Annotated in this window: 8 protein-coding genes; 5 read left to right on the top strand and 3 right to left on the bottom strand. The window is 55.0% G+C overall.

The features are described 5' to 3' along the window. Window positions 1-97: 97 nt before the first annotated feature. Both M655_RS08305 and M655_RS08300 read right to left on the bottom strand, forming a co-directional pair. On the bottom strand, window positions 98-2338 hold the full coding sequence (locus M655_RS08305) for a sensor domain-containing diguanylate cyclase (RefSeq protein WP_026557885.1): 2241 nt from the start codon (window positions 2336-2338) through the stop codon (window positions 98-100). A gap of 38 nt (window positions 2339-2376) precedes the next feature. Then, window positions 2377-2958 (bottom strand): histidine phosphatase family protein, encoded by a 582-nt coding sequence (locus M655_RS08300; protein WP_005828158.1) that lies wholly within the window; start codon window positions 2956-2958, stop codon window positions 2377-2379. Window positions 2959-3295: 337 nt separating this feature from the next. Here M655_RS08300 and M655_RS08295 point away from each other — a divergent pair, with 337 nt between their 5' ends. Then, window positions 3296-5584 (top strand): S-layer homology domain-containing protein, encoded by a 2289-nt coding sequence (locus M655_RS08295; RefSeq protein ID WP_025843926.1) that lies wholly within the window; start codon window positions 3296-3298, stop codon window positions 5582-5584. A gap of 291 nt (window positions 5585-5875) precedes the next feature. Beyond that, a complete protein-coding gene (rpsD, locus tag M655_RS08290) occupies window positions 5876-6475 on the top strand; it encodes a 30S ribosomal protein S4 (protein WP_005828154.1) in 600 nt (199 codons plus the stop codon). Between the two features lie 137 nt (window positions 6476-6612). Here rpsD and M655_RS08285 read toward each other — a convergent pair whose 3' ends face one another. After that, window positions 6613-7173: a helix-turn-helix domain-containing protein gene (locus M655_RS08285; RefSeq protein WP_005828152.1), complete on the bottom strand. Its 561-nt coding sequence runs from the start codon at window positions 7171-7173 to the stop codon at window positions 6613-6615. Window positions 7174-7284: 111 nt separating this feature from the next. Here M655_RS08285 and M655_RS08280 point away from each other — a divergent pair, with 111 nt between their 5' ends. The 3 genes from M655_RS08280 (at window position 7285) to M655_RS08270 (ending at window position 11848) form a co-directional block, all read left to right on the top strand. Continuing rightward, window positions 7285-7866, top strand: a complete 582-nt coding sequence (locus M655_RS08280) for a LysE family transporter (protein ID WP_005828150.1) — start codon at window positions 7285-7287, stop codon at window positions 7864-7866. A gap of 131 nt (window positions 7867-7997) precedes the next feature. Then, window positions 7998-11138, top strand: a complete 3141-nt coding sequence (locus tag M655_RS08275; protein WP_026557884.1) for a penicillin-binding protein 1A — start codon at window positions 7998-8000, stop codon at window positions 11136-11138. Between the two features lie 77 nt (window positions 11139-11215). After that, the gene (locus M655_RS08270; RefSeq protein WP_005828146.1) at window positions 11216-11848 is read left to right on the top strand and encodes a hypothetical protein; all 633 of its coding nucleotides are present in this window, start codon (window positions 11216-11218) and stop codon (window positions 11846-11848) included. The last annotated feature ends 40 nt before the right edge of the window (window positions 11849-11888 follow it).

Raw genomic sequence — 11888 nt, 5'->3', positions numbered from 1 at the left:
TCAAGTTTGTTCCCTCTTTTACCGATATATCTTATACAGAAGCAAATCACGCTGCAAAAAGGCATACCGAAAAGAGAAAAGAGCCATTGGTTTGGCTCTAGGCGAGTACAACCTGGTTTCTGCCAGAATTTTTTGCTTCGTACAACGCGATGTCCGCCTGGTGGAACAAGGCTTCGACGCTCAGATTGACGTCCATCTCCCTGTTCCATTTCGCAAGACCGCACGAGATCGTCACCCGCGGGGACGTCTCCTGCTCCACGCACTCCCTGATTCGCTCGGCGACAGCGCGAGCCGTTGCCTTGTCTACGCTCGGCAGGTAGACGGCGAGCTCCTCCCCGCCCCAGCGCGCCGCAATATCGCTGTCTCTGATACTGCGGCGGATGAGGTTGGCCACCTGAATCAGCACTTCGTCTCCTACCTGGTGGCCGAATGTATCGTTTACCGTCTTGAAGAAGTCGATGTCGATCAAAATCAGCGAGCCGTAGCTGTCCTTGGCAAGCGAGGCCCTGACCTGTTCGTTCAAGTAGCGTCTCGTGAACAGTCCGGTCAAGTTGTCCGTAATGACCATTCGCTCCATTTCGTTGTGCAAAACGGCATTCGTCATGGCGAGGCTTGCGTGCTGGCCGAAAATTTCGAGCAGCTTGTAGTCGTCAAAACTAAAAAAATGATAGCGGGAATCTGCGACTAGAAGCACTCCGCTAATTTCGCCCTCGACAACAAGCGGTACCCCCATGAGCGAGCAGCAGGAATAGAGTGAAAACGGCAGCGGACCCGCGCCAGGCTGAGCCAGAAGCAGCGTCTGCTTGCTTTGCATGATCTGCTGGAACGGCTTTTCGAGCGCATTGACGACGGTGCCGTTAAAGTCGGAAAGCGACGACGAGAGTATATCGAACTTGTCTTCTCCCGGCTGCTTTCGCAAAATGGCGCAAAACTCCGCGTCGAATGTCGCCTGCATCATTTCCGTCACAAAATCGAGAATTTCCTTCAAATCAAGACTTTTGTTAAGCTGTCTAGCCATTTCGTTGATGAGGCGCAACTCGCGGATCAGATTGCGCGATTGCTGGTACAGTTGCGCATTTTCAAAAGCGGTGCCTGCCGTGTCGGCCAAGATGGAAATGTAGTCCTTCTCGTGTTGGCTCAACGAAATCGGCTGCTCCGAAGTCACCTGCAAAACGCCGTAGATGCCTTGCTTGCCCAACAGCGGCGCGGCAATCACGGTCGCCCGCTGCTCGCCTTCCCCTACTTCTTCCGCGATCAAGCGGCCTTCCAGGTACGCTTTCGTGCTGGTGGACGGCTCCACCTCCTGGAACGACAACTGCTTGACAGGCGTAGTAGCATTCGGCTCCACCGTCAGGAACAGCTCGACCGAGAAATACGGATACAGGCTCGGGATGCTGGTGACGATCTCGTGGAGAACGTCATTGACGTCAATCGATGCCTGAATCTTTGACATGAGCTGGTAGAGCAAATCTTTTTTGCTCGCTTCGCGGCGCAAATCGTCAGACATAATCGCGCGCCAGAGCGCACAGCTCGCCTTTTCCGCAATCTCCTGCAGGAAAGCGACGTCCCGGATATCGTAGAAGCAGTCCTGCTCCTCGGGCGGCAGGTGCAAAAACAGGGCGTACAGCGGAACCGCGTTCAGGCTTACCGGAACGACGATGACCCGGTGGTTGTCCAGCGCCATCGGCGTGACTGGCTTATTCCCCATGCGCATAACCAATTGGGCGATATGAGCCTGACCTGGCTCCGCTTCTTGCGTCGTGACGCAATCCTGGGGGATCAGCACGCCCTCCTCGGAGAGCTTCACCGCCGAGCAATAGCCTTTTGAAATGATGTTGCTGATTTGTCTCGTCAGGCTGGTCAGCAAATCCCGCGCGGTGTCGTGCAGGGTCAAATCGGTGACGATCTGGCTGGTCGCGTGCTGGATGTACGCATCGTAGCCCATGCGGATGAGCGGCTCTAATCCCCGCATGTAGCCCCGCAAATCGAAATCAATCTCTTTTTGCGGGATGAGCATGCCAATGACGGCGCGGACACTGCCGTCATGCTCCTTCAGCGGAAACGCTCCGCAGACGAGCTCGCTTTCGTTTTTGGCCTTGACGACAATCTCCTTCGTGCCGAGCGCTTCCAAAACATAATCGCAGACTTCCCCGGTCTGGACATACTGGCGCGCCGCCATAGACAGAGAGTTTCCAGATTGACTATCATGCATGTCCATGAAGTTGATTACACGGCCCCCGGAATCTGTCAAGAAAAGGATGCCTGGGCGCTTTTCCGGCCAAGATTGTATGATAAAATGGGCCGTGTAGGAAAAGACCGTCTCTAACTTCCCCAACATTTTACTTGACACGAGAAACTCCCTCTCTCAGCATTTTCTCAAGCTTCCAAATGGTCAGTATCATTTACCTGGAGCACTTCCCACCTGCGATCGGCATAGCGGAAAACGGAAATTCCCGTGTTGTCGATGCGCGTAATGCCAGTTCCCTGCTCCCCCGCTGTTACGTAGTGCAAAAAGCTGTTGATGAGACCGCCGTGCGATACCACCACAATTGCCTCATTCTGATGCTTCGCTGCCAGTTCGGTCAGAGCGGCCACCGCACGCCGCTGCATGTCCTCGAATGTCTCGATGCCGCAGGAAGCCTCGTCCTGATTTTCAAAGCGCGCGCGAATCTCCTCGTAGGTAAGCCCCTCCCACTGCCCGTAGCAACGCTCGCGCAAGGTAGGATGCGTGCCTACGGAAATGGAGAAATTTTCCGCAATTTTCGCAGCGGTCTCACGCGCGCGACTTAAATCACTGGAATAAACAGCGTGAATCTTCTCGCGCCGGAAGCGTCCGGCTACCAGCTCTGCCTGTCGCATGCCGAGCTCGTTCAAAGCGATATCGCTGTGTCCCTGAATGCGCCGAATCTGATTCCACTGTGTCTCTCCGTGGCGAACGAGGTACATGATGGTTTCCAAAACGCAATAGCTCCTTTTCTGTGAAAACCGCCCTTCGCAGCCTGCAGGTCTGACGCCGAGCGGAGATTTATTCGAAGAATAGAGATGACCGCTTGCGGTCAATCAAACAGTCAAGGCTGTCTTTTTCAAGTTGAGATGGATAAGTACTACTTAATTATATAAGATGGTTGTTCACAATTCTAGTTTGATCCGTTAACATTTGGTACAAAATTCCTATCTTTCTTGCCTGTTCGCAAAATCGCTCGCTATTTTTTCTCAGGGTGAAATGAAACGATTTCGCTTTTCCCCTCGTCAGAGGTTGTAAGCAAATGCTACTACACCTCGGGGGGAATCTTTCATGAAGCCTTGGATGATCCGATCCAGCTCATTCGTATTGACAGCAAGCCTGCTGCTTCCGCTTGCACAAGCACACGCCCAGTCGCCGGAAGCTGCCACGAGCAAAATGGTCAACAGCACGCAAATGGACAAGGCGACCTTGGCTGCCACGAGCAAGGTAAAGCTGTCGAAAGAAGCGGCGCTGACCCTTGCAGCCAAGCTTGTACCCACCAGCGGGCTTACGCTGACAAACGTGTCGTTCCGTTCGGCTGACGGCTGGCGCTCGTTCCCGGAATGGTCGTTCGGCTGGAACAAAAAGGACCCGAACAACGAAAAAGTACTCCTGTCCTACAGCGTCAGCATCAACGCCAACACCGGGGAGCTGACCTCCTATTCCCACTACGACCAAAGCCGGAACAACCTGCCTTACGCCAAACGGGTGTCCTATGCCGACGCCCGCACAGCGGCAGAGCAGTTTTTGCAAAAGCACAACCCGGGCAAAGCCGCAGAAACCCGTCTCTACCTGCGCGAGCTGCCCGAGCCGAAAACGCCGCTTTCTGCCGACGTCTCCTACACGTTCCGCTTCGTCCGGGTCGTAGACGACGTGCTATTCCCGGACAACGGGGCGGACATCACCGTCAATGGCGCAGGCGTCGTCAGCGATTTTTCCTTGTCGTGGAACGACGTGAAATTCGAGAAGCCAGACAAGCAAATTTCGTTGGAGGAAGCGGAGAAGCTGTTCCAGGAGCAGGCAGACCCGAAGCTTTCGTACCTGCTTCCGTGGAAGCGAACCGGCGCTGAGAAAAACACCGTCACGCTCGGCTATACCAATCCGTTTACGTTCTACCTCGACGCCCAGAGCGGAAAAGCGTTGAACCAATCGCTCTCGCCCCGCAGCGAAAGCAACGAGCCTGTCGCGGTCAGCAGCAAGCCGCTTTCCCCGCGCCGCTCGGGAGGAACGCTCAGCCAGGAGGAAGCCATCGCCTGGGCGGCCAAGACGTTTGACCTTGGCAACTACGAGCTGCGCTCCGCCAACTACAGCGAGCGAGACTACCAGGGCAACCGTTCCGTCTGGAATCTCGAATACACGGAAAAAGGCAAGGAAAAGGATGGCTACGTCTTTGTCGCCTTTGACGCTGTCACCGGCGACGTTTACTCGTACAGCAAAGACCGGCCGCTGCGCAAAGAGGAAGAAAAGCCCGCCAAGACGGTCGACCCGAAAAAGCTGCAAGCAGCGGCAATGGAAACGATCCGCAAATGGACGCCGACCTCGGCCCACCAGTTGTACCTGGTCGAACGCGACGAGGAAGGCGTAGAACTGTTAAAATCCAGCCGTTACCGGATCACGCTGGAACGGTACATCGACGGAATCGCGGCTGCCAGCGGCTCGGCCTACCTCAATTACGACGCGCAGACAGGCGAACTTTTGTCCTACAGCGCTGACTTTGGCAGCGAAACGTACCCTGCCAAAGTACCTAAACATCTGTCTGGCGACGAAGCCGTCCAGGCGTGGTGGAAGGAGTCGGAGGCAGAAGCGGTGTACGCCCTGGAGCCGCTCAGCGAGGAAGACAACAAAAAGGTACAGGAGCAGCCATCCTACATTCCGAAAAGGACGGCGAAGCTCGTTTACCGCGTAACGTCCACGCCGTTTGAGCAGCCTTACTACCTCGATGCGGCTACAGGCGAGTGGCGCTCTACTGCATCCGGAAAAGTGCTCAACCTGCACCGCCAGGCACCGCTCGACCTCAAGGGCCATCCGGCCGAGAAGGAACTGCTTTTGATGTACGAATACGATGCGCTCTCGCTGGAGGATGGCAAAATCTTGCCGCAAAAGCCGATCACACGCGGCGAAATGATCGAAATGCTGATGATTAGTCTGAACCAGGGACGCCACTACCCGATGTACTCCCTGGAGCGCAAGGCGACCTACAGCGACGTGGCAAACGGCTCGCGCTTCTTCTCTGCCGTCGAAGGCGCCGTGGACCGCGGCCTTTTGGACAAAAACGCTTCCAAGCTGAACCCGGATGAGCCGATCACCCGCGAAGAACTGGCCGACATGATCGTGCGCGCGCTCGGCTACAACAAGCTGGCGGACTACCCTGGCATGTTCCAGTCGCCGCTCACCGACATCGGCAACGCCAAGCATCGCGCTTCGATTATTATCGCTACGACACTGGGCATCGTGCCGACCGACAAGACGAAGTTCCAGCCGCAGGGCGCGGTGTCGCGGGCGGATGCAGCCGTTACGTTTACCCGCTTCCTGGAAAAACGCGGCAACGCAGATACGGAGTCGGTCTTCATCCGGGATTAAACGGGAGCAACGAGGAACAGCGCCATTTCTTCCATGAATGGCGCGTTTCTTTTCTCTTGACTTATCCATACCTCGCCTAGTATGATTGATTGTATGTGTACAGGGTAGCATTGATTGTAGGTAAAAACGGAAGGATGTACCCTCTTAGTTCCCTCCCTTTACAGACTGCGGCTGAATATCTGTGAGGAGCACGATGCGGAAACGCTACCGTCCGAAGTTCGTGTAGATAAAGTAGGAACTAACCTGCCGGAAGTAAACACCTACGAATCCAATTTAAAGGAGACTGAATACATGTCACGTTACACAGGACCTCGCCACAAACTGGCTCGTCGTCTGGGCATCTCCCTCGACGGTACAGGAAAAGACATCAAGCGCAACTTCCCTCCGGGCCAACACGGTCACAACAACCGTCGTAAACTGTCCGAGTACGGAATCCAACTGCAAGAAAAGCAAAAACTGCGCCACATGTTCGGCCTTAACGAAAAACAATTCCGCCGCACTTTCGACCAAGCTAGCAAAATGGCTGGCGTAGTCGGTGAAAACTTCATGAAATTGCTGGAATCCCGCCTGGACAACCTGGTGTACCGCATGGGCTTTGCTCCAACTCGCCCTGCTGCTCGTCAGTTGGTAAACCATGGTCACTTCCTGGTAAACGGCAAAAAAGTGAACATCCCATCCTACCGCGTACAACCGGGCGATGTGATTTCCATCCGTGAAAAGTCCCGTGGTCTGCAACTGATTAAGGACTCTCTGGAAAGCCGTAACTTCCTGCCAAACTACATCTCTTTCAATGATGCTGCTGCTGAAGGTACTTACACTCGTCTGCCAGACCGTGAAGAAATGCCTTCCGAAATCAACGAAGTTCTGATCGTTGAGTTCTACAGCCGTTAATCGTCTGAAAACAAAAAGAGCAGTGCCGCCCGTCGGCCTGCTCTTTTTTATTTGTCCGGATTCCTTTGCCGCTGAAAGCGGGCAGCTTTTCCTTTTCGGACATTTTGCCTACTCTAGCTCCCCTCTCCCGGGTCGCCTCATGACACCGGGTAGTAAATCAGCATGCTGACCTGGGCCAGCCCCTTCCCCTGATTGCGATAGCTGTGCGGTCTGTCGGCCTTGAAGCGGATCGAATCGCCAGCGTGCAACGTATGTGTTTCTTCCTGGATCGCAACCGTCAACTCCCCGGAAAAAACAGTCAAAAATTCTTCCGTCCCCTCTCTGTGCGCCCCGGAGCTTAACAATCCACCCTCCTCGATCTCGACCGTGTACAGCTCAAAGCGCTTGTCCGCCTCAAAAGGAAAAGCGGGATAAATCCGGTATGCCCCGGCCTGCTCGTCCGTCAAAGCCTGCACCTCTGCCTTGCGCACTACCGTCGTGTCCGGCTGCGGCTTTTGGATGAGCGAGGTAAAGGAGATTTTCAAGCCGTTGGCAATTTTCCACAGCGTCGTGATCGTCGGACTCGATTCGCCCCTTTCGATCTGGCCGATCATCGTCTTGCTCACGCCGCTCAGCTCCGCCACCTTTTCCAGACTCAGCTTCTGCTTTTCCCGTATCTCTCTTACATTTTTGGCCAGCACGCGCTGAATGTCTTCCATGGCGCCAAAACCTCCCGTGTACAATATAACGACCGGATTGTAAAATAAAACGCATACAATATAACGACCTACACGGTCATTATAGCACACGATAGAGGAGGGAGATTCACGATGCCTGTCTTGTCCTTTTTGCTTTTTGTATTTGTGTCCCACTTCACGCCTGGTCCCAACAACATCATGGCAATGGTGTTCGCCAACAAGTACGGCCTGAAAAAGACTGTCCGCTTTTGCCTCGGCGTGAGCAGCGGATTTTTTGCCCTCATCTTGCTGTGCAGCTTTTTTCACCTGCTGCTCACGAGCTACATCCCTACGGTTACGCCTTATTTGACCTTTTTCGGCGTCTTGTACATGTGGTATTTGGCGTTCAAAATGCTCACCAGCATCCGCGGGGAGGAAAACAGCGAAGCGGACGCCAAAAACATGTTTGCGACAGGCGTCCTGCTACAGTTCGTCAATCCGAAAGGGGTGCTGTACGGGCTGAGCGTCGTCGGCACGTTCATCCTGCCCTACTTTTCCACGGCGACCAGCCTGCTCGGCTTCTCCCTGCTGCTCGGCGCCGCAGGCTTTGCCAGCTCGTTTTGCTGGAGCTTGTTTGGCTCCCTTTTTCAAAATGTTTTGTCCAGGCACAAGCGCGCCTTTCACGTCGCGATGGCCCTGCTGCTGGTGCTCAGCTCGGTTTTGCTGCTCGTGTAGCCCCCTACGCTTCAACAGTTATTGACACATTGTGACGCGGCGCGGAACTTCTCGATTGTCCCTTTCATCGCTTCTACCCTCAAGGTTCCTCGTATGGTATAATCAGGAGGTATGCTAGGGGGTCGTAGACTATGTCGAATAACCACACCTCTTCCTCTGAACCGTCGAAAAAAAAGCGACGCCGTAGCCGTGGCAGACTGATATGGGTCATCGTTCAGATGGTGTTTCTGCTTGGACTCATGGGAGCTGCTGTCGCCGGAGGAATCGTGACAGGTTATGTTGCCGCACTCGTGAAGGACGAGCCAGTGCGCAGCAAGGAGGAACTGGAGGACAAAATTTTCACCAATTATCTGACTGGATTCGCCTACTACAACGACGGCTCTCTCATCGGCCAACTGCGGGCTGAGGAAGGCGACCGGCGCTTGGTGAAAAAAGCAGACGTTTCTCCTTATTTAATTAACGCCATTATTGCAACAGAAGACAAAAACTACTACCACCATTCAGGCGTTTCCTTCCAGTCCACGCTACGCGGGGCGATTCAGGAATTTACCAACCAACCTGTCGTGACAGGCGGTAGTACGATTACGCAGCAGCTTGTAAAAAATACGATCCTCTCCGCTGAAGTGAGCCACACCCGCAAAGCGCGGGAAATTTTCAGCGCCATCCGGATCGAGCGCATGTTTTCCAAGGACCAGATTTTGGAAGCCTATATGAACGAAATCTACTTCGGAAAAAACGCCAACGGCTCGAACGTTTACGGCGTTCAGGCGGCCGCCAAAGGGATTTTTGGCAAGGATGTAAAGGAATTGAACCTGAGCGAAGGCTCTTATCTCGCGGGCATGATTCAAAACCCTGGCGCCTACTCGCCATTCCGCGCCGAGAGCTACCAGCGCGGCAAGGAACGCCAGAAAATGGTGCTCGACCGCATGCTGGAAAACGGCTACATCACGCAGGCGCAATACGACGACGCGCTCAAAGCCGATCTGAAGGCGCAGTTGGCCAAGCCTACCCAGCAGGCGTATCGCGAAGTTCCGTTTTTGATGATGGAGATCGAGGAGCGGGCCGCCCGTCAGCTCGTCGATGCCGATCTCGCGGAAAAAGGGCGCGACAAGTCGACTATCGGGCGCAACGAATACCGCCAACTGGTCGAGGACAAGCGCCGCGACATTTTGCGCAAAGGCTACAAAGTGCACACGACGATTGACAAAAACGTCTACAGCATCATGCAGGCCGTCGCGGCCGACCCGAAAAACTTCGGGAAAAACCGCACCTACACGATCCGCCGCTCGAACGGCAAGACGGAAAAAATCGAGAACGCGCTGGAAGAAGTCGGCGCCATGCTGATCCACAACAAAACGGGAGCGATCCTGGGGATGATTGGCGGACGCGACTTCTCGGTCGAGCAGACGAACCACGCAACGGTTCCTCGCCAGCCTGGTTCGGCCATGAAGCCGCTGGCGGCGTACGCTCCGGCCTTTGAGCTGGGACTTTTGCAGCCAGCCTCGCCAATCGACGACGCACCTGTGCTGCTCGCCGACGGCCAGAACGGCTCTCACCTGCCGAAAAACTGGAACAACAAATGGCAAGGGATCATGAGCGCGCGGGAAGCGCTGCGGATGTCCTGGAACATCCCGGCGATCAAGACGTATTTGAAGGTCGGAATCCCTACCGCGCTGGAGTACGTCAAGAAAATGGGCATCACCACGCTGGTCGACGCAGACAACTACGCTGCGACAGGCGTAATCGGCGGACTTACATACGGAACGACGGCAGAGGAAATGACCAATGCCTACGCCACGTTTGCCAACCACGGCTCGTTCGTGGACGCCTACCTCATCGACCGGATCGAGGACAGCCAGGGCAAAGTGATCTACCGTCACGAAGCCCAACCCGTGCAAGTGTACAGCGAACAAACCGCTTATTTGATTACGGACATGATGCGTTCCGTCGTCAATGCCGGAACAGGTACGCACATCCGCAAATTCGTTCCGCGCAAGGTCGACGTGGCAGGTAAAACCGGGACTACGAACAACAGCAACGATTTGTGGTTCGTCGGCTACACGCCGGAGCTGTCCATGGGTGTCTGGGTCGGCTTTGACGAACCGTACCCGATGCCGGACGCAGACAAATACGTGCCGATGGTCGTCTGGGGCAAGGTCATGAAGGAAATTATCGAAAAGCACCCACACCTGTCTCCTCCTGACGCTACGTTCCAGAAGCCGTCGGGGATCGTCACAGCGACAGTCGACTCCAAATCCGGGCTGCTGCCAAGCGAGCTGTCCAAGCAGGCGGGACATTTGATTACCGATCTGTTCAACCGCCGCTTCGTTCCGACGAAGGTGGACGACTCGCACCAAAAAGCGCGCCTGATTACCTACAACGGCGAGCGCTATCTGGCGAAGGAAGGCACTCCGGACGATTTCGTAACCGAAGGCATCTTCTACCGCTCCCCTGATCCGCTCCCTTTCAAGGAGCAGATTCAGGCCAAAAACAAAAGCGTTGCCGTCCAGCCGCCAGATTGGGAACAACGTCTGCCGGACAAGGAAGACCCGCGCACAGAGGTCGGCGGAACGCCAGCCGCTCCAAGCGGCGTCGTCGCAAGCGGCTCCGGCAAGCAGATCGCGCTTTCCTGGCAGTCGGCAAAAGAGCCTGACCTGGTAGGATACCGCATCTACCGCGCCGATGCGCAAAACGGCTTCGTCAAAATCTCCACGGTCAAAGATCCGGCTGAGCTGACTTTCACCGATACGACCGCAAGCCAAAGCGACGTAGGCTACTATGTCACAGCGGTCGACATCGCCGGAAACGAATCTTCGCCGTCTGCCATCGCTTCTGTCGGCGCCCAGACGTGGGAGATTCCAGGCGCAAATCCGGGCACGACGCCGACTGACAACAGCGGAAACGGCCAAACCACTCCTGGCCCATCAGGGTCGGGAGACGGCGGAAACGGCAATTCGAACTCCAATGCGGGCTCGAATACGAACAGCCCGTCTGCCGCGCCGCCTTCCGCTCCGAAATCGCTGTCGATCAAGACGAGCGGAAACAGCGTGAAGCTGTCCTGGAAAGGCAACAGCCAAGCGGAGCAGGTCATCGCCTATAACGTGTATTTCAGCCCCGATGCGGCAAGCGGCTATTTGCTGCTCGACACGGTATCCGCCACGAGCTATACACACACGGCATCTGTGCCGAACGGCAGCTACTACATCACCGCCGTCAACAGTTACGGAGAATCGCCACATTCGAACAACGTAACAGCAACCACCACAGAATAGACTAAGGTAAGGAAGAATCAGCAGAGATGGTTACAATCGCCATCTCTCTTTTTCTACAAGCATTAGGGGGGGAACCGATGGAACACGTCAAACGCTATCACTCTGCGAGCATGGTCGTGAACGGAAAAGAACTGCTTATCGAAGGACCGATTACGGGGAGATATTTGGCTGACTTGCGCTTCGATGAAGGACTCAAGGCATTTCGCATCCCCGAGCAACAGCATGAGGCCCTGATTGAAATAGCGGATCTCCCGGAAGGCCGCATCATCATCGCCCGGGAAGGGGACCTTGTGCTCGGTTACGTCACCTTCCTCCACCCCGATCCGCTGGAACGCTGGTCCATGGCCAAACTGCCCGATCTGCTGGAGCTTGGCGCCATCGAAATCAGCCACAAGGTACGGGCTGGCGGCGTAGCCAAGAAACTGCTTGAAGTCGCCTTTATGGATGACGCCATGGAAGACTACGTCATTATTACGACCGAGTATTACTGGCATTGGGATTTGAAAGGAACGGGACTCGATGTGTGGCAGTACAGAAAGGTCATGGAAAAAGTAATGGGCAGCGTCGGACTGACCTGGATGGCGACAGACGATCCGGAAATATGCTCGCACCCCGCCAACTGTCTGATGGCCAAAATCGGAAAACGAGTTCCTGCTGAAACAATCGTCGCTTTTGATGCCATGCGCTTTCAGAATCGCTTTCTTTATTAGTCTGGACATCTTTTCCATAGGATGCAAGGAGGCCCTCATT

Source organism: Brevibacillus sp. NSP2.1 (genome assembly GCF_000470975.2).
GTDB lineage: Bacteria > Bacillota > Bacilli > Brevibacillales > Brevibacillaceae > Brevibacillus > Brevibacillus agri.
Note: the sequence above shows the minus strand (reverse complement) of the source record. Positions and strands in the feature narration are given on the sequence as shown.

What these genes read in the sequence shown, in the direction of transcription:
- M655_RS08305 (WP_026557885.1), bottom strand. Translation starts at nt 2,338, where the DNA reads ATGTTGGGGAAGTTAGAGACGGTCTTTTCCTACACGGCCCATTTTATC.
- M655_RS08295 (WP_025843926.1), top strand. Translation starts at nt 3,296, where the DNA reads ATGAAGCCTTGGATGATCCGATCCAGCTCATTCGTATTGACAGCAAGC.
- rpsD (WP_005828154.1), top strand. Translation starts at nt 5,876, where the DNA reads ATGTCACGTTACACAGGACCTCGCCACAAACTGGCTCGTCGTCTGGGC.
- M655_RS08285 (WP_005828152.1), bottom strand. Translation starts at nt 7,173, where the DNA reads ATGGAAGACATTCAGCGCGTGCTGGCCAAAAATGTAAGAGAGATACGG.
- M655_RS08280 (WP_005828150.1), top strand. Translation starts at nt 7,285, where the DNA reads ATGCCTGTCTTGTCCTTTTTGCTTTTTGTATTTGTGTCCCACTTCACG.
- M655_RS08275 (WP_026557884.1), top strand. Translation starts at nt 7,998, where the DNA reads ATGTCGAATAACCACACCTCTTCCTCTGAACCGTCGAAAAAAAAGCGA.
- M655_RS08270 (WP_005828146.1), top strand. Translation starts at nt 11,216, where the DNA reads ATGGAACACGTCAAACGCTATCACTCTGCGAGCATGGTCGTGAACGGA.